Below are 22,800 nucleotides of genomic sequence, written 5' to 3' on the forward strand. Positions count from 1 at the left end.
CCGCCGCCGTCCGGTCTACTCCGGGAGCTCCGTCCGGTCGACCCGGTACAGCGTCACTTCCGACGTCTCCACCACCGGCTGGACGCCGGGAATCTCCCCGAACGCGACGGTGGCGTCGCCGTACCGGATCCGCTCGCCGGGACCGACCCAGACGTACTCCACGTCGTACTCGCGGAGCACCCGGACCGTCTCGTCGCGGTCGGTGTAGGCGTCGTCCACGTCGCGCACGCGGTCGAAGTAGGCGTCCTCCCCGCGGTAGCCGACCTCGTGGTGCCAGCCCGCGACCGTCGCCACCCCGGTCAGGCTCGCGGCCGGACTGGCCTCCCACCGGTACATGCCGGGGCCGTGCCCGTACCGGCTCTCCGCGCCGGGGTAGACGCCCGTCGCTGGCGCCGAGAGCATCGTCGGCTGGCCGGGTCGCTCGTCGAGGTACTGGATGGCGCGGGCCTCCTCGGGGTGGTGGGTCTCGACGAACCGCGTCGCGTCCAGCGTCGGCCCGCCGGCCGGTTCCCGGTCCACGTGGGCCGGCAGCGCGAAGGCGGCGTACGCGCCGGTCGAGACGAGCAGCGCGGCGACGAACACCGACGCCGCGATCCGCCGCCACTCCCGATTCGGCCAGAGGGTCCCGCGCGAGGGCGGGTCGAGCAGCGCGCCGAGCGCGACGCCCGCCGCGGTCGCCCAGAGCGGCCACACCTGCGCGTACGTCTTGAACACCGTGTTCATCCGTCCGGGACCGGCCTCCTCGGCCAGGTAGACGAGTTCGACGAGCAGCACCAGGCCCGCGCCCGCGACGATCAGCACCGCCTCGAAGCCCGCCCGTTCGGTCCGCAGGGCGACCCAGCCGACGACGAGCAGCGGGGCCAGCAGCGCGAGCGCCGGGAAGCCGATCACGAGCGCGACCGCCGCGAACCCGACCGTCGCGGCCGCGACCTCGACGGGCCGGTCGCGCCCGACGCGCCCGAACAGGAGGGCGGCGAAGGCGGCGACGAAGGCGCCGTGGACGCCGAGCAGGCCGGGGAGCCCCGAGCGCATCTCCGGGGTGAGCAGTTCGACGCTGCGACTGCTCCCGCCGCCGGTAGCGATGCCGAGCAGGAACGGCGCGGCGACGACGACGGCCAGCACCCCCGCGCCGGCGACGAGGACGCCGGCGACGACCGGACGGGCGAGTTCGGCCGCGAGCCGGGAGTCGCCGGTCGCCCGGTCGACGCCCCGCCGGAGCGGCCCGGGGAGGAGCGTCCGCGGGGGCGTCGGGGCGAGCGTCAGGCCGAGCCACGCCAGCCCGAACACGCTGGGGAAGCTCCAGGTGTTGACGACGGCCTGGAACCCGCCGAGGACGGGCACCGCGCCGAACAGCAGCAGCCGTCGGCGCCGCGTCGCCGGCACGTCGGTCGCGGCGTGGGTGGCCGACTCGGGGTCCGCGGCGTGGGTGCCGGAGCCGAACCCGCCGTCCGTCCGCGACCCGGCTCGGTAGAGGGCGAACGCGAGGGCGGCGGCGAGGAGCAGGAACGGCGTGTCGGTCATGTGGGCGTGGAGGTCGCCGTTGAGCCACGCGAACAGGGGGAACTCGTTGATCGTGCCCTCGATGACCCGGCTCGCGGTCCAGTAGGAGAACTCGCGGGCCGCCTCGCCGGTGTGGTCGAACCCGAGGGCGTCGCCCAGGCTCGCCTGCAGATCGGGCGGGAACAGCCGGAACACCGCCCAGCCGGCGGTCACGAGGTTCGAGCCGACGCCGACGAGGAACGCCGCCAACGCGCCGGCCCGCCGCCGGTCGCCACCCCTGCTCGCGGCCACCGCCCCGGCGAGGTCGAACGCCGCGGCGACGAGCATGGCGAAGAAGCCCGCCAACGCGACGTTGTACGCGAAGTCGGCCGTGGTCCCCGTGAGGGTCGCCAGCAGCGCCGTCAACAGGTGGCCGCCGTAGTAGTACTGGACCGCCTCGCCGGCGAACCACACGTCCCGTGGCGGCAGGACCTCGGCCCGGAGCAACGACTTCAGCAGGCCGAAGTCGAGGAACTTCTCCCCGGCCAGCGGGTCGACGGCCGGGTCGAAGCCCCGGATGACGACGACGAGCGCGAACGCGACGAGGAAGACGACGGCCGTGTCGAGGACGGCGTCCCGGTTCACGGGAACCGCGGGCTCGAACTCGCCCCGCCGGAGCGCGTCCCGGTCGAAGGCGGCGAGCGCCGAGAGCGCGACGAGGACGGCGAGCGAGGCGACGAGCGCCGGAACCCCGAACGCGACGCGGCCGACCCAGAAGGAGACGACCCCGAGCACCAGCAGCGAGGTCGGGAGCGCGAAGCCGGCGCCCCGCGAGGCCGAGCGGGGGAACAGCCGGGCTGCGAGCGGGAGCCCCAGGGCGGCGAGGGCGGCGTAGGCGAGGAGCCAGACCGCGAGAAGACCGTACTCCATCGCGTGTGAGAGTCGGCCGACGGGGTAAGTTCCTTTTGGACTGTGCCGACCGCCCCTCGCCGGTCCCGTCGACCACGGCCCCCCAACCGCGCCACGGTTCCGCACGGCTTTTACCCGCGCCGGGGAAACTGGGGCCAAATGTCGCCGTCCGTCGGCGTCGTCGTCCCCGCCTACGACCCCTCGCCCGAGCGGTTGCGCGCCTACCTCCGGGACGTCCGGGACGTGCTCGACCCGGACGAGCTACGGGTCGAACTCGACGCGCCCGCGCCCGGCCAGCCCGCGTCGCTCGACCTGCCGCCCGACGTGGACTGCGCCGTCGCCGGCCGCCGCCGCGGGAAGGGCGCGGCCGTGACGGCCGGGTTCGAGGCGCTCTCGACCGACGTGCTCGCGTTCGCCGACGCCGACGGCGCGACGCCGGCCGCGTCGCTCTCCGACGCCGTCTCGCGGGTGACCGCCGGCGACGCCGACCTCGCAGTGGGTTCCCGCCGCCATCCGCACGCGGACGTGCGGTCCCACCAGACGTTCGCCCGGCGCTTCCTCGGCGACGGCTTCGCCTGGGTCGCGCGCCGCCTGCTCGAAGCCGAGCTGTACGACTACCAGTGCGGCGCGAAGGCGATCACCGCCGACGCGTGGGTCCGCATCCGGAACCACCTGTACGAGCCCGGGTTCGCCTGGGACATCGAACTCGTCGCGGTCGCCGCCGCCCTGGACAACGAGGTCGCGGAGGTGCCGGTGACGTGGGAGGACCAGCCGGGTTCGACGGTCGCGCCCGTGCGCGACACCCTCGACATGGGCCGGGGGCTGCTCGTCGCGCGCCACCGAGCGCGGCTCATCCGGAACGACCGACTGCACCGCCTGCTGGACCGCGAGGGCGCCATCGCGCTCGTCGAGCAGTCGGGCGAGGACCCCGACCCGGGGAGCGACCCGCGATGACCGGCGACGGGGACCGCGGCGGCGGCGGGAGCGGCGAGGGGGTCGGCGACGGGGGCACCTCGACCGTCGGGGGCGACGGCCGCGTCGAGGACGGCACCTCGCGCGCGCTCGCGACGCTCGCCTCCCGGGCCCGCATCGGCCAGTTCGTCTCGGTCGGGGTCGCGGGCGCGACCGTCGAGACGCTCGTCGTCGCGGTGCTCACCGCGGGGGTCCTCGCCGGCCTCGCCGTCGCGCCGCTGGCGGCCAAGGCCGTCGGCGCGGAGGCGTCCATCACGCTGATGTTCCTGCTGAACGACCGCTACACCTTCTCGGGGGAGGGTGCGGCGGGCCTAGCCGCGGTCGGCCGCCGGTGGGCGCGCTCGCACCTCGTCCGGCTCGGCGGGCTGACGGTCGCGTTCGTCGTGCTCTGGCTGCTGACCGCCCGGACGGACGTCAGCCTCGTCGTCGCGGGCGCGGACTTCTGGCCCACCGTCGCAAACGCCGTCGGCATCGGCACCGGCATGGTCCTCAACTACGTCGCCGAGAGCGTGTTCACCTGGCGCGTGCTCGACTGACCGTGGGGCAGAGTCGCATACGGCGCCGCCCCGGGAAACACAACCCTTACAAGCGGCGACCGTGTTCGATTCGGTAGCGGGATGGGATAGCCAGGAGATTCCGCCGGGCTCATAACCCGGAGATCGGTAGTTCAAATCTACCTCCCGCTATTCTGTGACGGCACGCAACCGACGAGCGTCGAGTGCAACGGGACGCGAGACCCACGCGCCGTCGAATTCACCTCCCCCCACGTTCCGTCGACGACCACCGCGCGAGGAACGGCGGCTTCGCCGTTCCGAGCGCCGTCGCCGACCTCGTGCCGGCCACGGCGAACGACGAGCGGAGCGAGCCGTGAGCGGGGCGGTACGGGTCGAAGGTCCACACCGACGAGTCACTACGCCGGGTTCTCGAGCACGGAGTCGACGACGAGGTAGCCGCCGGCGAGAACGAGCGATCCACCGAGCACGTCGATCGGCGTGAACGGGGTCGCCAGAAACACTCCGAGTCCGAGCAGGGTGAGCCACGTCCCGTTGACGGCCCGATGAACGTCACGAATGCGCTCCGTCGTGGCCTCGCGTTCGGAGGGCTTCGTGGGGTCCGTCGACGCTCGATTCCCGTAAAAAACTCTAGCCCGTCCGCTCCCGTCGCGGGACGCCCCTACGGCGGTCGTCACCCATCGGGACGGGTTCTGCGCCGCCGAACGACGCGGTCCGCCCGCCGCGGGGTAGCGCCGGATTACCCCGGCAGCCACGCCGTCTCCCCCGATCTCGACGCGGCGGGCCGGGGATTGGGGGCCGATTAATTATGGGGCATGGCGACGTTCGTGGCCCCGTGACGAACCACAGCCGTCGTCGGTTTCTCGCCGTCGCAGCGGCAGTCGGCGCGAGTGGCTGTTCCACGCCGCTCGGCGGGATGGGGGGCGGGGACTCGGAGGACCCGGCCGGCGGTTCGGGGACGGAAACCCCGACCGATCTCCCCCGGCGGACGACGTCCGCCGGGACGCCCGAACCCCCGTCCGGGACCGTCGACGTTCGCGGGGCGATCTACCTCCCCGCCAGGGCGTTCAACAGCTACCAGATGTGGAGCGACTACGACCGCGAGGTGATAGAGCGCGACCTCGGCTACGCCGCCTCGGTGAACCTGAACGCCGTCCGGACGTGGCTCTGTTACGAGCACTGGCTGGAGGACCCCGAGGCCCACGGCCGGGCGCTCGAGCACTTCCTGCGTGCCGCGGACGAACGGGACATCCGCGTCCTGCTCGGGGTGTTCGAGGGCGTGGGCGAGCCGCCGACCGAGGAGAACCTGGAGAACACGAACCCGGTCGACGCCGTCGGCGTCTTCTCGCCGTCCGGGGACGTCGTCCGCAACCCCGACCTGTGGGACCGACCCCGCGAGTTCGTGCGGTGGGTGATGGACCGCCACCGCGACGACGACCGCCTGCTGGCGATCGAGATCATGAACGAGCCGGGGTGGACCATCCAGAAGTCGTTCGCCCGCGGGATGCACGAGACCCTCCGGGAGGAGCGGGGCGACGTCCCGCTCACGGTCGGGTCGACCAGCCTCGCGAACAACACCGACTACGCGGAGTGGGGGGTCGACGCGCTCCAGTTCCACTACAACTTCCCGTCGAACGCGGCGATCCTGAACGACGTGCTCGACCAGGCGACGTCCATGCAGGAGGCGACCTCGAAGCCCGTCTGGTTCGCGGAGTGGCAGCGCATCCGAACCGGGCGCGGGTTTCACTCGAAGGTCGAGGGCGACGAGTGGCAACCCGACTACTCGTCGATGGCCCCGCACATCCACCGGGCCGGCGTGGGGAACTTCTTCTGGACGCTCATGGTCCAGCCGGCCTACACCGTCGCCCAGCGGAAACAGGGCGTCCTCGTCGGGCTGTTCCACGAGGACGGCGCGGTCTGGGACCTCGAGGACGCCCGGTCGATCAAGGCCATGTCGGGGGACCCGTCCGTCGACCACCTCGAGGAACGGAAGGAGTGGCCCGAGTGGGCCGCCGCCGCGGAGGGCGGCACCTGACTCGGCCGGCCGACTACGCCGTCTCGTTCCCGTCCGTCTCGTTCCCGTTGACGTCCGCGAGGTAGTTCCCGTCCACGCGGTTCCCGTCGAGTTCGACGCCGGTGTTCGACCCGTCCAGGTCGACGCCGATCATGTTCCCCGAGACGTCGTTGTCCTCGAGCGCGACGTCGGCGGAGCGGTCGAGATCGATCCCGAACCCGTTGGCGGTGGCGTTCACGCCGCTGATCGTCCCGCCGGAGACGTTCCTGTAGTAGAGCCCGCGGTCCCAGTCCGAGACGGTGAGGTTCCGAACGGTGACGTTCGCCCCGGTCGCGGTCACCCCGCGGGTGTCGCTGATTCCCCTGCCGTCGACGAGGTGGCCGTCGCCTTCGAGCACCACGTCGTCCGCCGCGATCCGGATGCACGTCTCCGAGAGGCGCGTCGACTGGTCGTCCTCGACGTCGGTCGTGAGGACGTACACGCCCGGTTCGGTGATCCTCGTACACTCGTCGATCCGCGTCACGTCGGCCCCCGCCCCCGCCGCGTCGGACCGTGAGGACGTGTCGAGCGGCGCGTCCACCCGTGACGGGGCCGGGTCGAGCGCGACGGCCGACCCGACCAGCAGCACGCTCACGACCACCACAGTAACGGCAATCTGTCCACGGTGCACGCCACGACCGTACGGCCGGTACGGCCTAAACTAATACCTCCCTAGGGGGGTTCGAAGACCGTCGGACGGCGGTAACCCGAGCGTTCTCGGGGGTCGGACCGTCCCGGCGCCCGACGGTCACAGCAGGCCGACGAGCGGGAACACGAGACCGACGATCCACGAGGTCGCCCCGAGCAGCCGGAGGGGCCGTCCCGACTCCCCGCCGTGTGCGGTTCCGGCGGCGATGAGCCCGAGCGCGACGAGGAGCCCGAACCGGTGAAGGACGAGGCCGATCGGGACCGCGGAGATGCCGATCACGCCGAAATCGAGGACGAAGGCCGCGCCGACGCCGAGGAAGACGAGGAGGAACGCCGCGCTCGGGTCGGTTTCCCGGCCGAACCAGTCGGTTGCGGAGACGGTCGGCAGTCCGATCGCCAGGATCGGGTACAGCACCGCGACGATGAGCTTCGGGTGGACCGCGGGGAACGTGGTCTCGATGACGATGCCGCCGATGCGGACCGCGAGTACCAGCCCACCGAGCACGCCGGCCAGCATGAGTCCCCCTCGCTGTCTGTACACGTCCTGCCGGATCCACTCCAGGGCACGCTCGGTGGCCGCCTGCGTCTCGGTCGATACCACGCCGAGCAGGGCGAGCGTCCCGGCCGCGGCGACGCCGGTGAGGCGTGTGAGGACGACCGGGACCGTGGGGGCGAGTTCGACCTCGGACAGCCACCCGTCGGTTCTCCCGCCCTGGATGCCGTAGTACGTCCGGGTGACGTCGCCGACGTACGGCCTTCCGATGAAGTTGGACTCGACGGTCCGTGCGGCTCCCTCGGTCTCGGAGACCGTGTGCCTGAGGCGGAACCAGTCCCAGTAGTCCTGGTGGACCTGGAGCGCCGTCCAGTCGTCGGACGGCGACGCGTACGCCCGGATGTGTAGGCGCGAACCGAGGTAGGGTCCCGAACGGAGCTGGTAGGTTTCCCTGATCCACTGCCCGCCGCCCTCGCCGGGCGACGTATCGACGTACGTGTAGCGGACGGCGCCGTGAGCGTCCGTCCACTGGATCCCGGAGTCCCTGATTTCGACCACCTGACTCTCGTTGTTGGCCTCGCGGTCGGTCTCGTTGGCCTCCGACTCGTTGGGCGTGAGCGTCTCGTTGGGCGTCGTGGTCTCGTCCGGCGTGGTGGTCACGCCCGGAGTACCCGTCGTCTGGTTCGCCAGGTCGTCGTCGGAGCCGGTTCCGGCGTTCGGGTCGGTCTCGTTGCCCGAGGTCGATCCGTTCGTCGGTGCCGACCCGTTCTCGGGAGCCGACCCGTTCTCGGGAGCCGACCCGTTCTCGGGAGCCGACCCGTTCTCGGCGTCGCCGTCGCCGAAGAGCGTCCCGTCGTCGCTCCCGTTCTCGTGGCCAGTGCCGTTCTCCGTGCCGTTCTGGGTCCCGTTCTCGGTGGCCGTCGCGTTCTCCCCCTCGTGTTCGACCGGCTGGAACTCGAGGTCACCCTGCTTCGTCAGGGTTCGCCGGACGTTCTCGTCGGAGCCGTAGACGACGATGTTGATCGCGAGGGTTCGCTGGTTGACGGTCTTCCCGCTGCTAGTGTAGGGCCAGAGCGCACTCCCGTCGCCGTTGGGCCGAATGAGTCGCTCCTCCTCGAGGCGCTCCGTCTCCGCAGTGCCGCCTTCCCGGGACTCGAAGAATCCCGAGGCCCCCCACATCGCCGCCGTGATGAGCAGTAGCGTTGCAACGGCCGCCCGCCGACGGGATACCATTCAGGTGGTGCTTAACGGCTCCACGTCCATAAGCCGTACTGCCGAAACGTCGCCCTGTCGGCCGCGTAGGTGACGGTTATCTGACTCTCGGGGCGCCGTTCCGCCGTCGACTCACGACCCCGTGAAGTCGATGCGACCCCCGGCGGTCCCGTTCGAGTCGGCGCCGTGGCCGCCGAGGTGGTCGAACCGGTAGCCCTCCTCGGCGAGCAGCACCGCGCCGTCCTCGACCCTGACGTCGAGCGTCCCCAGCGTCGATCCCTGGCAGGGGCCGAAGTCGCAGTATCCGGTGTCTAACTGGAACGTGGCGCCGTGTTTCTGGCAGACGACCTCGCCGTTCCGGACCAGCGCGCCCTCACCCCTGTCGAGGGGGACGTCGGTCCAGTGCGGGCAGACGTTCCGGTACGCCACCACCGTGCCGTCCCCGAGTCGCGTGAGCAGCGCCTCCGTCGGTTCGCCGTCGGGGTCGCGCACCGTGAACAGCAGCGTCGAGTCGTCTGGAACCGCCTCGACTCCGGCGATCCGTGCGGTGTCGTCGGTCACTGGGGGACGTGAGGGGTCGGGGGGTCGTACGTCGTTCGGTTTCGGTTCGATCGGGGCGCGTCCGCGAGTCGACCCGCAGCCGACGAGGCCACGACCGACGGGAGGGTCCACGAAAGCACCCGCCGTCCCTTTCATTCCCGCCCCCTCGACCGGCCGGCCGAGCGGGGCCGCGGGCTTCGGGCACCTCCCGGGGAACGCGCCCCCCGTCGTCGCCGGCGGACGCTCGGTTCGCGCCGCCCGTGGGTCGGACGGTCGTCGCCGACCGGCGGACGTGTTCGCCGTCAGTCGGCTGCCGGGTCCTCCCCCTCCCGGTCGGTCCCGTCGCCCCCGCGTTCGCGCTCGCCCTCCACGTCGCCGTAGCACTCCCGCTCGACGCGGTCGGCGTACAGCCTCGAGAGCAGGCTGGTGACCGGCCCGCCGCCGATTTCGACGCCGTCGACGGTCGCCACCGGCCGGATCTCGCGTACCGATGAGGTGAGGAACGCCTCGTCGGCCCGGCGAACGTCGTCCGGGGCGTAGGTCCCCTCCTCCACGGGGAACCCCTCCCCCGCCGCGACGTCGAGGACCTCCGCGCGGGTGACTCCGGGGAGGACCGGACCGTCGAGCGACGGGGTGCGGATGGCGTCGTCGGCGACGAAGAAGACGTTCGCCGTGGCGCACTCGGCGACGGCCCCGTCGGCGTCGAGCATGAGGGCCGCGTCCGCGTCGGTGACCCGCGTCTCGATCCGCGCGAGGACGTTGTTCAGGTAGTTGTGCGTCTTGGCGTCGCTCGGCAGCGACCGGTCGGGAATCCGTCTGGTCTTCACCGTCTGGACCGTCGCCGGTTCGTCCCATCCCGGCTTCCCGCCGCGGTCCGCCCGGCCGCCGCGCGCGAGCGGTTTCACGACCACGACGACCGTCGGATCGGTATCGGCCGCCGCGGGCGGCGCGAAGCCGGCGTCGACCCCTCGGGTGACCGAGAGGCGGACGTACGCGTCCCCGAGGTCGTTCGCGGCGAGGGTGTCGCGAACGCGGGCACGGAGGTCGATGGCCGAGAGGCCCAGGTCCTCGGCCGGCATCCCGAGCGCCTCCAGCGTGTCGAACAGGCGCTCCACGTGGGCGTCCCACCGGAACACCGTACCGCCGTAGGCCCGCATCGTCTCGAACCCCGCGTCGCCGTAGCGGAACCCCCGGTCGCGAACCGACACCGAGGCCTCGTCGGCCGGGACCAGGTCCCCGTCGACGTGGTAGCGGAGCGCGTCAGTCATCGTCGGCCGACCGGTCCTCGCACAGGCGGATGAAGCTTCGGACCATCGCCTTCCCGTCCGCGGTGAGGATGCTCTCGGGGTGGAACTGGACGCCGACGTGGGGGCGGTCGCGGTGCCGGACGGCCATGACGACCTCGCGCTCGTCCTCGGTACGGGCGGTCTCGGCCAGGACGTCGGGGACGTCCTCCCGCTCGACGCACAGCGAGTGGTAGCGCCCGACCTCGATCCGGTCCGGCAGGTCGGCGAACACGCCGCGCCCGTCGTGGGTCACCCGGGAGGGTTTCCCGTGGACCACGTCGGGCGCCCGTACGACCGGCGCGCCGTTGGCCGCACACAGCGCCTGGTGACCGAGACAGACCCCGAGCGTCGGGTACGACAGCTCGCGGAAGATGGAGACCGACACGCCCGCCTCCGCGGGGGTTCCGGGGCCGGGCGAGACGACGACGCCGTCCGGGTCGAGGTCGCGGACCCCTTCGACGTCGACGCGGTCGTTCCGCCGGACGACGACGGAGTCCGCGAGTTCGCCGACGTACTGCACGAGGTTGTAGGAGAACGAGTCGTAGTTGTCGACGACGAGGATTCGGCTCACTCCTCCACCTCCATCTCCCCGGCCTCCAGCGCCTCGTCCACGGCGTTCACCAGCGCGCGGGCCTTGTCCAGCGTCTCCTCGTACTCGGCCTCGGGCACGGAGTCGTGGACGATGCCGGCGCCGACGCGGAGGTGGTACCGGTCGCCGGTCCGGACGATCGTCCGGATGACGATGTTGAGCGTCGCCCGGCCGTCGAAGCCGAACGCCCCCATCGACCCGGTGTAGGGCCCCCGGCGGGTTCCCTCGAGTTCGTCGATGATCTCCATGGTCCGGGGCTTGGGGGCGCCCGTGACGGTGCCGCCGGGGAACACGGCCGCGACGACGTCGGCCAGCGTCCGGTCCGGCCGCTCTACCCCCTCGACGAGCGAGACGAGGTGCATCACCTCGGAGTAGCGGTCCACGCGACGGTACTCGGGGACCTCGACGCTCCCGTACTCGCACACCTTCCCGAGGTCGTTACGTTCGAGGTCGACGAGCATCGCGTGTTCGGCCCGCTCCTTGTCGTCGCCGGTCAACTCGGCCTCCAACGCGGCGTCCTCCGCCGGGTCCGCGCCACGGGGGCGGGTGCCGGCGATCGGTTCGGTCTCCAGGCACGTCCCGTCGTCGTCGGGCCGCCTGTCGAGCAGGAGTTCGGGGCTGGCGCTCACGAGGTCGACGCCAGGGAACTCGATTAGACCGGAGTACGGCGCCGGGTTCACTTCGCGCAGTGCGGCGTACGCCTCGACCGGATGGACCGCCGCTGGCGCCGAGAGCCGCTGGCTCACGTTCGCCTGGAACGTGTCGCCGGCCCGGACGTACTCCTTCACCCGCCGGACCCGGTCGGCGTACGCCTCCCGGGTGCAGTCGCTCTCGAAGGTCGCGCCCTCGGCGTCGACGGACGGCGGCCCGACCGCCGGGTTACCCTCGGTGGCGCGCGTCGCCAGGTCGCGGGCGGCCGCGAGCGCGCCGTCGTACAGCGCGTCGAGCGCGTCCTCATCCGCGTCCGACGGCACCCGCGGGCACGAGGTGATCCGCAGGAGTGCCTCGGAGTCCCGGGACTTCGTCCACGACGCCAACGTCTCGAAGACGGCGATCTGGAGACGCGGGAGCCCGCGGTCGTCGACCGCCTCGCTCGGCACGTCCTCCAGTTCGCGGGCGACGTCGTAGGAGAGCCAGCCGAGCGCGCCGCAGGGGTACGGGACGTCGCAGTCGCCCCGGACGAGCGTCTCGCCGTCGAGCAGTCCCTGGAGGGCGGCGAGCGAGGGGGAGGGGTCCGCGTAGTCGCCGTGGCCCGGGTGCTCCGGGTCGCGGGTGACGGCGTTGGGGGCGACCGTCAGCCGCTCGGCCGCGTCGACGCCGAAGACGCCCCAGCCGGGCTGGCCGCCGGTCGTCTCGTAGAAGACGCCGCCGGGGCCTTCACGGGCGCGACGGTAGGCGTCGAACGGGTCCGGCACGTCGACGCGAACCTCGACGGGGACCCGGGAGCCCGGTGGCGCCTCGGCCGCGAGCCGCTGGAGCGCCCCGCGGTCCGTGACCGTCTGCATACGCCCGGCGAGGCGCCCGGGCAGGAAAAGGCGTTCCCTTCGGGTGGTCGTCGGTCGATCCCGGTCGTGTCGGTCCGGCCCGCCACGGGCCGTGAGCTACTCCCGGTCCTCGTTCGCGCGGTCGATCCACCGCCGGACGCGGGACTCCGAGGCGGTCGTCTCCGCGGCGATCTCGGCGGCGTCCGCCGCCGCGAGGTCGGCGACGGTCTCGATGCCGATGTCGGCGAGTTGCTCCGCGTAGGCCGGCCCGATCCCCTTGATCTCCTCGACCGGGACGCCGGCGCCCGACGGCGCCTCGTCGGCCTCCGGCGCGGCGTCCTCGGCTTCGGGCGTGCCCTCGTCGACGTCGGTCGAGACGTCCTCCGTCTCCGGGCCGGCCGCCTCGCCGGGTTCGGCTCTCGCGGCCGCCTCCTCGTTCGCGGCCTCCTCGTCCAGCATCGACTCGGTGGAGGCGGCCGCGTCCGTCTCGGCCGCGACCGGTTCGTCGACCTCCTCCTCGTCCGTCTCCTCTTCGATCGCTTCCTCCTCGTCCGTCTCCTCTTCGCCCGCACTCTCCTGGCCCGTCGTCTCGTCCTCGACGTCCTCGCCGGCCGTCCCGGCCTCGACGTCGGTCTCTCCCGCGCCCTCGTCGTCCTCGGAACCCGCCTCGTCGGCCGTCTCGGCCCCTTTCACGGCGGCTTCCGACTCCGCATCGGGCTCGACACCGGTCCCCCGCTCCCGTTCGACGGTCACCGACGTCTCGTCCGACGGCCGGTCCTCGGACGAGCGCCCGATGCCCAGCAGGCGCTTGATTTTCCGTAGCATTTCGTGGGGTGAAACGATGCGACTATTTAAAAAACCAGCGCCCTTCGGGCTACAGTTCGGCCCGCAGCGCGGCGTTCATGGCCTCGACCGGGGCGTCCTCGCCCGTCCACAGCTCGAACGCCTCGACGCCCTGGTAGAGGAGCATCCACGCGCCGTCCACCGTTCTCGCGCCCGCGTCGCGGGCCTCGCGGAGGAGTCGGGTGTCGAGGGGGCTGTACACCGCGTCGAGCACCGCCAGGTCCGCGTGGAGCAGGCCGGCCGGGACGGGCGTCTCGTCGGACTCCATCCCGACGCTCGTCGCGTTCACGAGCACGTCGGCGCCCGGAACTCGGTCGTCCAGCGTCCCCAGGCCGCCCGAACTCACGGTCGTGGGTGCGGTCGGCCCGTCGCTCGCCGACCCACTGGAGTCCCCGACGGTCGCCCCGGCGTCCCGAACGTCCGCCGCGAGCCGTTCCGCGCGCTCGGGCGTCCGGTTCGCGACGTGGAGCGAGGCGACCGTCCCGGCGAGCGCGAACGCGGCCGCCCTGGCCGCGCCGCCCGCGCCGACGACGACCGCCGCCGCGCCGTCGAGCGGGACGCCGTGGTGGTCGAACGCGCGCGTCACGCCGGCGACGTCGGTGTTGTGGCCCGTCGGCGGGTCCGTCGAGAGGTCGACGGTGTTCACCGCGCCGACGCGGGCGGCCAGGTCGTCCGGGTCGACCGCCGCGAGCGCGTCCTCCTTGAACGGCACCGTGACGTTCAGCCCGGCGACGCCGAGGGCGGCCGCCCCGCTGACGGCCGCCGCGGCGTCGGTCGGCTCGAAGGTGACGTAGCGGGCGTCGAGCCCGAGCGCCTCGAACCCCGCCTCGTGCATCGGCGGCGACAGCGAGTGTTCGACGGGCCGCCCGATGAGGCCGTACACGTCCATGTCGCCCGATTCCCGCGGGGACGGATAAATCCGCGTCGGTCGCGGGGCGGAATCAGGGCTGATACTCGGGGGCGGACGCTTATGTGGGTGGTTCGGCTCCACCGTTCGCATGTACGACCTCTCGGCCGCGACAGCGGCCGCGACGCTGGAGGTGAACACCGGCTGGAACTGGCTCGCGACCGCGGCGACGAGCGAGTCCGCCCTCGTCACCCTCGTCGGGGTGGTGTTGCTGTACCTGGGGGCGGAGTCGCTCGTCAAGGGGGCCTCGGGACTCTCGTCCGACCTCGGGATGCGGGCGGCCGTCGCGGGCGTGACGGTCGTCGCGTTCGCCACGACCGCGCCGGAACTGGTCGTCGGAGTCCTGAGCGGGCTGGACTACGGCGCGACGCTGGGGCTCGGCGCCATCATCGGCTCGAACGTCGCCAACATCGGGCTGGTGCTCGGCCTCTCCGCGCTGGTCCGCCCGATGGACGTGTCGGGGGAGACGCTCCGGCGCCACGTCCCGTTCATGGCGCTGGCGGCGCTGCTGCTCGTCGGCCTCGGACTCGACGGGACGCTCGACCGGGTCGACGGCGCGCTGTTCCTCGTCGTCCTCGGCGGGTTCACCTACGTGCTGCTCAACGCCGCCGACGACCCCGGCGCCGCGCCGACGGACGCGGACCGCGTGGCCGCGGACGGCGGGTCGCCGGACGACGTGGCCACCGACGGGGGTTCGTCCGGGAGCGACGGCGCCCTCGCCGGCGGGCCCGCCGCGCTCGACCGGCTGACCGCTCCCGTCCCGGTCGCCGGACGGCGCGTCCGGCCACTCGACCTCGTCCTGGTGCTCGTCGGACTGGTCCTGCTCGTCGCGGGCGCCCAGCGGCTCATCGAGGGCGGGCGGACGACCCTCTACTACCTCGGGGCGACGGACCGCTTCGTCGGGCTGACCGTCCTCGCGTTCGGCACGTCGCTGCCCGAACTCGCGGCCTCGCTGATCTCGGCGGCGCGGGGGGAGGCGGAGTTCAGCGTCGGCAACGTCGTCGGCTCGAACATCTACAACGTGCTCGCCGTCCTCGGCGTGCTCGCGCTCCTGACGCCGGTGGCCGTTCCCGCGTCCACCGGCGCGTTCGACTTCCCGATGCTGCTCGCGTTCACGGTCGGCGCGATCGCGCTCATGGCCCGCGGGTCGCGGGTGACGCGCCTCGACGGACTGGTGCTCGTGGTCGCGTACGTCTGCTTCTTCTCGCTACTGTTGTAGCCCGTACCGGCCGTTATCGGTCGAGACGGCGAGTTCGGACCCCCGGACGAAAGCACAAGAGTAAGGCACGCGCGTCTGCTCGGCAGGGGTAATGAGTTCACGCCTTCGGCACCCCCTCGTCGCGCTGTTCGGGGGGGTGCTGTTGACCCTCCCGTGGGTGTACATCTGGGCGAGCGGGGCGGTCGGCGCGCTGGGGACGCTCCCCCGCGTCACCGTCAGCGGCGTCGCCGTCCTCGGCGCGTCGTTCCTCCTCGCGTGGGGCGCCGAGACGGCCGAGAAGGACGTGCCGCGGGCGTTCGCCATCGCGGTGCTCGCGGTGCTCGCGGTCGCACCCGAGTACGCCGTCGACGCGCTGTACGCCTGGCAGGCCGGCGCGGGCGACCCGGCGGCGGGCAACCTCGCGGTCGCGAACATGACCGGAGCGAACCGCATCCTCATCGGCATCGGCTGGTCGGGCATCGCGCTGTTCTCCATCTACCGGGCCTACGGCGGGAGCGACGACGCCAGCGTCGTGAACACCGACCGAGTGCTGGGCGACTACGTCAGGCTCGATCGCAGCATCGCCCTCGAGATCCTCTTCCTCTTCGCCGCGACCGTCTACGCGTTCTTCGTCCCGCTCGGCGGCGGCATCGGCGCGATGGACACGCTCGTGCTCGTCGGCCTCTACGTCGCCTACATCGCCGTCATCGTCCGGGGCGACGTGGAGGAGATCGAGGACCAGGTCGGCGTCCCCGCCTACCTCCAGAAGCGGATCAGGAACGTCCGGGTTCCCGCCGTGCTCGCGCTGTTCGGCTTCTCGGGCTTTCTCATCTTCACGGCCGTCGAGCCGTTCGCCCACGGGCTGGAGGACCTGGGGCTCCGGTACGGCATCCCCGAGTTCTTCATGATCCAGTGGATCGCGCCGCTGGCGAGCGAGAGCCCGGAGCTCATCGTGACGGCCTACCTCGTGAACAAGGCGCGGTCGACGGCGGCGTTCAACGCGCTCATCTCCTCGAAGCTGAACCAGTGGACGCTGCTCATCGGGACGCTCGTGGTCGTGTACAGCATCTCGCTCGGGAGCTACGGCGTTCTGGAGTTCGACCCGAAGCAGGCGGCCGAGATCTGGCTCACGGCCGCGCAGAGCTTCTTCGCGCTGGCGATCCTGCTGAACTTCCGCATCTCCGTCCGCGAGGCGGTCGTGTTGCTCGTCCTCTTCCTCTCGCAGGTGTTCATCGAGTTCGCCCTCATCCGGACGTACTCGGAGGCGCTGGCCGAGCAGTACTCCATCTACCTGCTGCTTGCGTACACCGCCGTCTACGTCGTCGCCACGCTGGGCCTGCTGGCGACCCGCTGGGGGGACCTCCGCGAGATCGTCTCGATCACGCGTACCACGGTCCGCGAGGCCTGGGTCGGCTCGGGGCAGTCGGCGGACTGAACTCGGCGGCTTGGCCGCGTTGACCGACGTACGATCCGAACCGGCTTTCGGATCAAACGACCTGCTCGCCGTCGTCGTCGTACAGCCTGATGGCGTCCACCGGGCACGTCCGCGCGGCGAACTTCGCGTCCAGTTCCTCGCCTTCGGGCACCTCCAGCGAGAAGACGTCCTCCCCGATCTCCTCCCCGCCACGCAGATCCGCCTTCCCGTCGTCCACGTTCCTCTCGAACGCGTCCCACTCCGCGACGCACTGGAACATCCCGACGCAGGTGTCGCGGTCGAACTCGATCCTCATTGCCGCCCCTAGGCGGGAGGGATACAATAACGGTGCGCTCCGCCGCCGCGATCCGCCGTCGGCGCGCCCACGGTCGCGGTGAAGACCCGCCCCGCGACGACCCGCGTCGCGAACGGCGGGCGGGAGCGTGGGGGACGACACCGCATGCCATGTTTGAGGGGAATAGTCACGACATCTTTAATTCTCTCAGGTTATTACCGGGGCGTACACGTGCCGTCGCTCACCCTCGAACCCCGCACGTACGAGGACGTCGCACCGGAACGGCGCCCGAGCCTCCGCCAGGCGCTCGTGCCCGTGCTCGGCGTGGTGCTCTTCCTCGGCGTAGGGTCCGGCTACCTGCAACTCGACCCGCACGGCCCGCTGCTGTGGAGCGCCGTCCTGACCGGCCTCGTCGGCAGATACTGGCTCGGCTTCACCTGGGACGACCTCTACGAGGGGATGGCCGACAGCCTGCTCATGGGGCTGCAGGCGATCCTCATCCTGTTCGTCATCTACGCGCTCATCTCGACGTGGGTGAGCGCCGGAACCATCCCCGGGCTGATGTACTACGGGCTCTCCGTGCTTCGGCCGGCAGTGTTCCTCCCGGCGACGGCGCTGCTCGCGTTCGTCGTCGCGTTCTCCATCGGCTCCTCGTGGACCACCGCGGGGACGCTCGGAGTGGCGTTCGTCGGCATCGGCTCGGGGCTCGGGATCGCGGCGCCGATGACCGCCGGCGCCGTCCTCAGCGGCGCCTACGCGGGCGACAAGCAGTCGCCGCTCTCGGACACGACGAACCTCGCGGCCGCGGTGACGAACACCGACCTCTACGACCACATCCGCGCGATGCGGAACGGGACGCTGATCGCGTTCGGCCTCTCGGTCGCGCTGTACGCCGTCCTCGGCCTCGGCGCCGGCGACGCCGTCGCGGCGGGCCGGATCGCGGAGATCCAGGGCGCGCTCGCGGGCACCTACGACCTGTCCGCGCTCGTCTTCCTGCCGCTCGTCGTCACGTTCGGCCTCGCGCTGGCCGGCTACCCGGCGCTCCCGACGCTCGTGGCAGGCGCCATCGCCGGAACGGCGACGACGAGCCTGGTCCAGGGCGAGTCGTTCACGGCCGCGTGGGGGGTGTTCCTCGAAGGGACCAGCCCCGAGACGGGCGTCGCGCTGGTGAACGACCTGCTCGCCAGCGGCGGGGTCGCCGGGTCCGCCTGGACCGTCTCGGTCGTCGTCGCCGCGCTCGCGCTCGGCGGCCTGCTCGAACGGACCGGCGTGCTGGCGGTGCTGGCCCACCACCTCGCGGGCGCCGTGCGCGGGACGACCGGCCTCGTGGTCGGCACCGGGGCGTCGGCCATCGCGGTGAACGTCCTCTCCGCCCAGCAGTACATGAGCATCGTCGTGCCGGGCATGACGCTCCGGAACCTCTACGACGAGTACGGCCTCGAGGGCGAGGACCTCTCGCGGGCGATCGAGTCGGCCGGGACGCCCACCGGCGCACTCGTCCCGTGGCACGCCGGCGGCGTCTACATGGCCGGCGTGTTCGGCGTGAGCACGCTCTCGTACGCCCCGTTCTACTTCTTCGCGTTCCTCTCGCCGCTCGTGCTGTTCGCGACGGCGCTCGTCGGTCGGGGGTTCTCGGGGAGCGACGCCGCCCGCGAGGGCGCAAACGCGCCCGCCGCCACCGACGACTGACGGCGAGTCCCTCGTGTACCAGGCTGATCGGGGGTGACGCGGTGGATCGAGCCACGGAAGCGTGCGGGCGGCGGTTCGTGGGACGGTTCATCGGTCGGCGTTCGGGCCGACACGGCTGTCACGGACGGCGAACGTCGTACCGTCGGTGGGGTCGACGGGTGTCACGTGGCCGCGGGGCGTCCGCCGTCGCGTCCGGTCACACGTCGGGTTCAGTGACGTCCATGTGCGTCCGGGCCCACGCGTCGAGTTCGGCGAAGACCGCCTCCAGCGCCTCCCCCTCCTCCGTGAGCCTGTAGTAGACGGCGATCGGCGACGCTCGTTCCGACCGTTCCGCGACCAGTCCGTACTCCTTCAGGGTGTCGAGCGTCTGTGAGAGCGTTCGCGAACTCGCGCCGGTCGACTCCTTGAGTTCGTTGAACCGCTTCTCCCCCTCCTGGAGGTCGTACAGGACGTTCAGCCGCCACTGGGTCCCGATGACGTCCAGCGACTCCACGGTCGGACACGCCTCCGGGTTCAGTTCGGCGAGCCCGTCGTCACCACTGGAATCCATCGTTGGTGGGTTCTCCCGCTCGAACAAATAGATGGGCCCCCGCGGGGGATCGGTTCGCGCGCCGACCGCCCGGTATACCGCGGTACACCCGGTTCCCGCGACTTCCCCCGATAAAATATAATATACTTTATACTTTATGTGGGCGGCGTCCCTCCCTCCGACCGTGATGTACGCGAAGTACACGCGACACGAGCACGGTTCGAACGGACGATCACGAGCGGATCCGGTGGTGAGCGGCTGATGGCGTTCGAAGCGGCGGGAACCGCGGAGGCGTTGCTGGTCGGGCGCGTTCTGTTCGCCGCCGTCCTCGGGTACCTCGCGCTCGGAAACCTGCGGGACCGTTCGGGGACCGTCGCGTACGCCGGGAGCGAGGGGGCACCCGTGCCGAGGCTGACGGTGCCGTCGACGTCGCTCGCGTTGCTCGCCGGCGGGGCCGCGATCCTCGTCGGCGCGTACCCCGTCCTCGGATCGCTGGCGATCGTCGCCTTCATGGTCGGCGTCACGCCGGTGATGCACGACTTCTGGAACGAGGAGGGGATGGAACGCGATAACCAGCGGTTCCACTTCCTGAAGAACGCGGGGCTGGCGGCGGGCGCCGTCGTCTTCCTCGCGCTGTCGAGCACGCCGTGGCCGTACGCGCTCAACGTGGGGCTCTGGTGATCCCCGTGCGAGCGACCCTCACCGAGTTCACGGATCCGTTCTGCACCTGGTGCTGGGGCGCCGAGCCCGTCCTGCGGCGCGTCGAGGAGACGTACGGCGCTCAGGTCGGGGTCGAGTTCGTCATGGGCGGACTCGTCGCCGACTTCGAGTCGTTCTCCGACGCGGCCAACGGCGTCACCGATCCCGCCGACGTCGCACCCCACTGGGAGGCCGCGTCGGCCCGTCACGGGATGCCGGTAGACTCGGCCGTCTGGACGACCGATCCGCCCCGCTCGTCGTACCCGGCGTGCATCGCCTACGAGGCCGCCGAGTTCCAGGGAACGGAGGCCGCACGCCGCTACCTCCGTCGCCTCCGCGAGGCGCTCGCGACCGAGCGACGAGACGTCGGCGACCGCGAGGTGCTCGTCGAGCTGGCCGCCGAGGCGGGCCTCGACGTCGAACGGTTCCGGGCCGCGCTCCACGGCGACGGAGCCCGCGCAGCGTTCGAGGAGGACCGGAAGCACGCCCGCGAACGCGGCGTCACGTCGTTCCCGACGTTCCGGGTCACGGCGGGCGACGACGAACGGTGGCTCGCCGGCTCCCAGCCGTTCGACGCGCTCGCCGGCGCACTGGAGGCGGTCGAACCCGACCTCGACCGCCGGTCGCCACGGCCCCTCCCGGAGTTCGTCGAGCACCACGGCCCGGTAGCCACCCGGGAGGTGGCGGAGGTGTACGGACTCGACGACGACGAGGCGGGACGGCGGTTGAACGAACTCGCCGCCGCTGGAACGGTCAGCGAATCCGAGCGCGGGACCGGCTCGCTGTGGCTCGCGGGCGGGGACTGACGGGAATCGAGACGAAATCGAACCGACGCGACTGAACCGCAGCACTCACGCGACCATGGGACGACTCATCGACGGAACGTGGCGAACCGACGTTACGAACGAGGCGACGGCCGACATCGACTACGAGGGGACGGAGTTCCGCGGCGAACTGGGGGAGGACGGCCCACACCCCGCCGATCCGGGACGGTACCACCTCTACGTCTCGCGGGCCTGCCCGTGGGCACACGGGGCGGTACTCGTCCGAACCCTCCTCGGACTGGAGGACGCGATCACGATGGACGTCGTCGATCCCCACCGCAAGAACGACGGCTGGGAGTTCACCCCCGGGAAGGACGGCTGCACGCCGGACACCGTCGGCGGAAACGGGTACCTCCGGGAGGTGTACACGGCGGCGGACCCGACCTACACCGGGAGGGTTTCGGTTCCGGTCCTCTGGGACGCGGAGGCGGACACCGTCGTCAACGACGAGTCCGTCGAGATCATGCGAACCCTGGCCGACGCGTTCGCCCCACGTCGGGGGCCGGACCTCTACCCCGAGCGGCGTCGCGACGCGATCGACGAGGTGATCGACGCGATCCACGAACCGCTCAACGAGGGCGTCTACAGGGCCGGGTTCGCCTCCACGCAGGAGGAGTACGAGGCGGCCGCCGCGGAGGTCTTCGGCGCGCTCGACCGCTGGGAGTCGGTTCTGGCCGATCGTCGGTTCCTGCTGGGGGATCTGACGCTCGCGGACCTGCGCCTGTTTCCGACGCTGGTACGGTTCGACGCCGTCTACCACACGCACTTCAAGCTGAACGCCCGTCGGCTCGTCGATCACCCGAACCTCTGGGCGTACGTGCGGGACATCTACCAGCAGCCTGGCGTCGCTGAAACGGTCAACGTGGCTCACATCGAGGAACACTACTACCGGAGCCACGATGGGATCAACCCGGCGGGATTCGTTCCCGTCGGCCCGGACCTGGACTTCGAGGCGCCGCACGACCGAAACGAACTCCCGGGAGCGGTTCCCGACGGCCGGCGCCGATAGGAACCGCGCCTGCCGTCGACCTCCCTCTCGACGACGGTTCCGCCCCGACGTTCGATCCGGCAGACCCCGGCGAAGGGGCGGGCAACCGCTCCGCGAACGCCGCACCCTCCCCGGCCGGCCCGTCGGGTTCTCACGGTCACTCGGCAACCCGTCGTTCTCGTGGTCGCTCGGCGACCCGGTCGTCCCCCGCGTCCAACCGCTCGTGGACGCGGCGCGAGCGAACGCGCCACGACGGTCGGCTGCCACGGTGCGGCCCCGGATTCCCGTCAACGCTTTCCCCCGGGACCGAGACGGGGCGCGCATGAAGAACACCGACGGCACCGGGGCGGGAAAGCGCGCCGCGGGCGAGTCGGCCGCGGACCTCGTCTCCGACGGCGACCTCGTCGGCCTCGGCACGGGCAGCACGGCCGCCCACGCCATCCGCCGACTCGGCGCGCGGGTCGACGCGGGGCTCGACGTTCGGGGCGTCGCCACCTCCTACCAGTCGCGCGACCTCGCCCGCGAGGCGGGGGTTCCGCTCGAGTCGCTCGCGGACGTCCGGCGGGTCGACGTCGCCATCGACGGCGCCGACCAGGTCGCGGACGGCGACCTCGTGAAGGGCGGCGGCGCCGCCCACGCCCGCGAGAAGGTGGTCGATTCGGCGGCCGACCGCTTCGTCGTCGTCGCCGACGACTCGAAGCTGGCGGACGCGCTCTCGCACCCGGTCCCGGTCGAGGTGCTGCCCGACGCCCGTGCGACCGTCCGGGAGGCCCTACGGGACGCGGGCGGGGAGCCCGAACTCCGCGCGGCCGAACGCAAGGACGGCCCGGTCGTCACCGACAACGGGAACCTCGTGTTCGACTGCGCGTTCGGGACGATCGAGGACCCCGGCGGGCTGGCACGGGACCTCTCGACGGTCCCCGGCGTCGTCGAGCACGGGCTGTTCGTCGGGCTGGCCGACGAGGTGCACGTGGGGACCGCCGACGGCGGCGTCGCTACGCGGTCGGTTCGATAAAGAAGTGGAGGTGGGTCGCCTGGTTACAGGTCGCGCGGCTGGACCGTCTTTCGGTCGTTCTCCTCCGCGCGGCGGGCGGCGTCCTCGAGCAGCTCCGACACTTCGCCGTCGAGCGCGTCGTAAAAGTCGGACGCGACGTTCTTGTCGTTCAGGTACTCCTTGACGGCTGCCTTGACGATGAGGTCTGCCATGCAGGCGGTTTTTTTCCGTCCCTCCTTATAA

General features: G+C 71.7%; 23 protein-coding genes and 1 tRNA gene. 11 read left to right on the forward strand and 13 right to left on the reverse strand.

Annotated elements, in window-relative coordinates; all coding sequences use genetic code 11:
* Positions 1-15: 15 nt before the first annotated feature.
* Positions 16-2,409: a DUF2298 domain-containing protein gene (locus HUG12_RS02680; protein ID WP_179267293.1), complete on the reverse strand. Its 2,394-nt coding sequence runs from the start codon at positions 2,407-2,409 to the stop codon at positions 16-18.
* A gap of 138 nt (positions 2,410-2,547) precedes the next feature.
* Here HUG12_RS02680 and HUG12_RS02685 point away from each other — a divergent pair, with 138 nt between their 5' ends.
* From HUG12_RS02685 to HUG12_RS02695, 3 genes are all read left to right on the forward strand, one after another.
* Positions 2,548-3,342 carry a glycosyltransferase gene (locus HUG12_RS02685; protein WP_179267294.1) on the forward strand — a complete coding sequence of 265 codons (795 nt, stop codon included), beginning with the start codon at positions 2,548-2,550 and terminating at the stop codon, positions 3,340-3,342.
* Complete coding sequence (locus tag HUG12_RS02690; protein WP_179267295.1) at positions 3,339-3,896, forward strand: GtrA family protein; 558 nt, start codon at positions 3,339-3,341, stop codon at positions 3,894-3,896. The genes HUG12_RS02685 and HUG12_RS02690 overlap by 4 nt, the downstream gene beginning before the upstream one ends.
* 75 nt (positions 3,897-3,971) lie before the next feature.
* Positions 3,972-4,046: transfer RNA gene (locus HUG12_RS02695), tRNA-Met, on the forward strand.
* Between the two features lie 224 nt (positions 4,047-4,270).
* Here HUG12_RS02695 and HUG12_RS02700 read toward each other — a convergent pair.
* A complete protein-coding gene (locus tag HUG12_RS02700) occupies positions 4,271-4,549 on the reverse strand; it encodes a hypothetical protein (RefSeq protein WP_179267296.1) in 279 nt (92 codons plus the stop codon).
* Between the two features lie 158 nt (positions 4,550-4,707).
* On the opposite strand from HUG12_RS02700, the gene HUG12_RS02705 reads away from it, so the two are divergent.
* Positions 4,708-5,907 (forward strand): glycoside hydrolase 5 family protein, encoded by a 1,200-nt coding sequence (locus HUG12_RS02705; protein ID WP_246308128.1) that lies wholly within the window; start codon positions 4,708-4,710, stop codon positions 5,905-5,907.
* A 13-nt stretch (positions 5,908-5,920) separates the two neighbouring features.
* Here the strand turns inward: HUG12_RS02705 and HUG12_RS02710 are convergent, their stop codons facing one another.
* The 8 genes from HUG12_RS02710 to HUG12_RS02745 form a co-directional block, all read right to left on the reverse strand.
* Positions 5,921-6,520, reverse strand: coding sequence for a right-handed parallel beta-helix repeat-containing protein (locus tag HUG12_RS02710; protein ID WP_179267297.1), 600 nt, complete (start codon positions 6,518-6,520; stop codon positions 5,921-5,923).
* A gap of 153 nt (positions 6,521-6,673) precedes the next feature.
* A complete protein-coding gene (locus HUG12_RS02715; RefSeq protein WP_179267298.1) occupies positions 6,674-8,299 on the reverse strand; it encodes a hypothetical protein in 1,626 nt (541 codons plus the stop codon).
* A gap of 111 nt (positions 8,300-8,410) precedes the next feature.
* Positions 8,411-8,839, reverse strand: a complete 429-nt coding sequence (locus HUG12_RS02720) for a Rieske (2Fe-2S) protein (protein WP_246308129.1) — start codon at positions 8,837-8,839, stop codon at positions 8,411-8,413.
* Between the two features lie 281 nt (positions 8,840-9,120).
* Complete coding sequence (locus HUG12_RS02725; protein WP_179267300.1) at positions 9,121-10,086, reverse strand: aminotransferase class IV; 966 nt, start codon at positions 10,084-10,086, stop codon at positions 9,121-9,123.
* Entirely contained in the window at positions 10,079-10,675 is a 597-nt protein-coding gene (locus HUG12_RS02730) for an anthranilate synthase component II (RefSeq protein WP_179267301.1), read from the reverse strand. Before HUG12_RS02730 ends, HUG12_RS02725 begins: the two co-directional genes overlap by 8 nt.
* A complete protein-coding gene (gene pabB, locus HUG12_RS02735; RefSeq protein ID WP_179267302.1) occupies positions 10,672-12,198 on the reverse strand; it encodes an aminodeoxychorismate synthase, component I in 1,527 nt (508 codons plus the stop codon). The genes HUG12_RS02730 and pabB overlap by 4 nt, the downstream gene beginning before the upstream one ends.
* Positions 12,199-12,294: 96 nt before the next feature.
* Complete coding sequence (locus HUG12_RS02740) at positions 12,295-13,002, reverse strand: helix-hairpin-helix domain-containing protein (protein WP_179267303.1); 708 nt, start codon at positions 13,000-13,002, stop codon at positions 12,295-12,297.
* 49 nt (positions 13,003-13,051) lie between these two features.
* A complete protein-coding gene (locus HUG12_RS02745) occupies positions 13,052-13,909 on the reverse strand; it encodes a shikimate dehydrogenase family protein (protein ID WP_179267304.1) in 858 nt (285 codons plus the stop codon).
* A 109-nt stretch (positions 13,910-14,018) separates the two neighbouring features.
* On the opposite strand from HUG12_RS02745, the gene HUG12_RS02750 reads away from it, so the two are divergent.
* A complete protein-coding gene (locus HUG12_RS02750) occupies positions 14,019-15,146 on the forward strand; it encodes a calcium/sodium antiporter (protein WP_179267305.1) in 1,128 nt (375 codons plus the stop codon).
* Positions 15,147-15,237: 91 nt separating this feature from the next.
* The gene (locus HUG12_RS02755; RefSeq protein WP_179267306.1) at positions 15,238-16,560 is read left to right on the forward strand and encodes a sodium:calcium antiporter; all 1,323 of its coding nucleotides are present in this window, start codon (positions 15,238-15,240) and stop codon (positions 16,558-16,560) included.
* A gap of 52 nt (positions 16,561-16,612) precedes the next feature.
* Here HUG12_RS02755 and HUG12_RS02760 read toward each other — a convergent pair whose 3' ends face one another.
* Complete coding sequence (locus HUG12_RS02760; RefSeq protein WP_179267307.1) at positions 16,613-16,855, reverse strand: ferredoxin; 243 nt, start codon at positions 16,853-16,855, stop codon at positions 16,613-16,615.
* Positions 16,856-17,065: 210 nt separating this feature from the next.
* Between HUG12_RS02760 and arcD the strand changes: the two genes are divergently transcribed.
* Positions 17,066-18,523 carry an arginine/ornithine antiporter ArcD gene (gene arcD, locus HUG12_RS02765; RefSeq protein WP_179267308.1) on the forward strand — a complete coding sequence of 486 codons (1,458 nt, stop codon included), beginning with the start codon at positions 17,066-17,068 and terminating at the stop codon, positions 18,521-18,523.
* Between the two features lie 196 nt (positions 18,524-18,719).
* On the opposite strand, the gene HUG12_RS02770 is transcribed toward arcD, so the two are convergent.
* Positions 18,720-19,073 carry a winged helix-turn-helix transcriptional regulator gene (locus tag HUG12_RS02770; protein ID WP_179267309.1) on the reverse strand — a complete coding sequence of 118 codons (354 nt, stop codon included), beginning with the start codon at positions 19,071-19,073 and terminating at the stop codon, positions 18,720-18,722.
* 240 nt (positions 19,074-19,313) lie between these two features.
* Between HUG12_RS02770 and HUG12_RS02775 the strand changes: the two genes are divergently transcribed.
* The 4 genes from HUG12_RS02775 to rpiA all read left to right on the forward strand — a co-directional run bounded on the left by HUG12_RS02775 (position 19,314) and on the right by rpiA (position 22,578).
* Positions 19,314-19,733, forward strand: coding sequence for a DoxX family protein (locus tag HUG12_RS02775; protein WP_179267310.1), 420 nt, complete (start codon positions 19,314-19,316; stop codon positions 19,731-19,733).
* On the forward strand, positions 19,730-20,557 hold the full coding sequence (locus HUG12_RS02780) for a DsbA family protein (RefSeq protein ID WP_179267311.1): 828 nt from the start codon (positions 19,730-19,732) through the stop codon (positions 20,555-20,557). Before HUG12_RS02775 ends, HUG12_RS02780 begins: the two co-directional genes overlap by 4 nt.
* Positions 20,558-20,612: 55 nt before the next feature.
* Positions 20,613-21,584 carry a glutathione S-transferase family protein gene (locus tag HUG12_RS02785; RefSeq protein ID WP_179267312.1) on the forward strand — a complete coding sequence of 324 codons (972 nt, stop codon included), beginning with the start codon at positions 20,613-20,615 and terminating at the stop codon, positions 21,582-21,584.
* A gap of 301 nt (positions 21,585-21,885) precedes the next feature.
* Positions 21,886-22,578 carry a ribose-5-phosphate isomerase RpiA gene (rpiA, locus tag HUG12_RS02790; RefSeq protein ID WP_179267313.1) on the forward strand — a complete coding sequence of 231 codons (693 nt, stop codon included), beginning with the start codon at positions 21,886-21,888 and terminating at the stop codon, positions 22,576-22,578.
* A 23-nt stretch (positions 22,579-22,601) separates the two neighbouring features.
* On the opposite strand, the gene HUG12_RS02795 is transcribed toward rpiA, so the two are convergent.
* Complete coding sequence (locus HUG12_RS02795) at positions 22,602-22,769, reverse strand: DUF1931 domain-containing protein (RefSeq protein ID WP_179267314.1); 168 nt, start codon at positions 22,767-22,769, stop codon at positions 22,602-22,604.
* Between the last annotated feature and the right edge of the window lie 31 nt (positions 22,770-22,800).

Origin of the sequence: Halorarum salinum (genome assembly GCF_013402875.1) — an archaeon.
Lineage (GTDB): Archaea > Halobacteriota > Halobacteria > Halobacteriales > Haloferacaceae > Halorarum > Halorarum salinum.

Bases quoted from the DNA above. Each gene is read 5' to 3' on its own strand.
- HUG12_RS02745 (WP_179267304.1), bottom strand. From the start codon at position 13,909: ATGGACGTGTACGGCCTCATCGGGCGGCCCGTCGAACACTCGCTGTCG.
- HUG12_RS02715 (WP_179267298.1), bottom strand. From the start codon at position 8,299: ATGGTATCCCGTCGGCGGGCGGCCGTTGCAACGCTACTGCTCATCACG.
- HUG12_RS02740 (WP_179267303.1), bottom strand. From the start codon at position 13,002: ATGCTACGGAAAATCAAGCGCCTGCTGGGCATCGGGCGCTCGTCCGAG.
- HUG12_RS02680 (WP_179267293.1), bottom strand. From the start codon at position 2,409: ATGGAGTACGGTCTTCTCGCGGTCTGGCTCCTCGCCTACGCCGCCCTC.
- rpiA (WP_179267313.1), top strand. From the start codon at position 21,886: ATGAAGAACACCGACGGCACCGGGGCGGGAAAGCGCGCCGCGGGCGAG.
- HUG12_RS02755 (WP_179267306.1), top strand. From the start codon at position 15,238: ATGAGTTCACGCCTTCGGCACCCCCTCGTCGCGCTGTTCGGGGGGGTG.
- HUG12_RS02775 (WP_179267310.1), top strand. From the start codon at position 19,314: ATGGCGTTCGAAGCGGCGGGAACCGCGGAGGCGTTGCTGGTCGGGCGC.
- HUG12_RS02760 (WP_179267307.1), bottom strand. From the start codon at position 16,855: ATGAGGATCGAGTTCGACCGCGACACCTGCGTCGGGATGTTCCAGTGC.
- HUG12_RS02785 (WP_179267312.1), top strand. From the start codon at position 20,613: ATGGGACGACTCATCGACGGAACGTGGCGAACCGACGTTACGAACGAG.
- HUG12_RS02750 (WP_179267305.1), top strand. From the start codon at position 14,019: ATGTACGACCTCTCGGCCGCGACAGCGGCCGCGACGCTGGAGGTGAAC.
- pabB (WP_179267302.1), bottom strand. From the start codon at position 12,198: ATGCAGACGGTCACGGACCGCGGGGCGCTCCAGCGGCTCGCGGCCGAG.
- HUG12_RS02725 (WP_179267300.1), bottom strand. From the start codon at position 10,086: ATGACTGACGCGCTCCGCTACCACGTCGACGGGGACCTGGTCCCGGCC.
- HUG12_RS02690 (WP_179267295.1), top strand. From the start codon at position 3,339: ATGACCGGCGACGGGGACCGCGGCGGCGGCGGGAGCGGCGAGGGGGTC.
- HUG12_RS02770 (WP_179267309.1), bottom strand. From the start codon at position 19,073: ATGGATTCCAGTGGTGACGACGGGCTCGCCGAACTGAACCCGGAGGCG.
- HUG12_RS02795 (WP_179267314.1), bottom strand. From the start codon at position 22,769: ATGGCAGACCTCATCGTCAAGGCAGCCGTCAAGGAGTACCTGAACGAC.
- HUG12_RS02685 (WP_179267294.1), top strand. From the start codon at position 2,548: ATGTCGCCGTCCGTCGGCGTCGTCGTCCCCGCCTACGACCCCTCGCCC.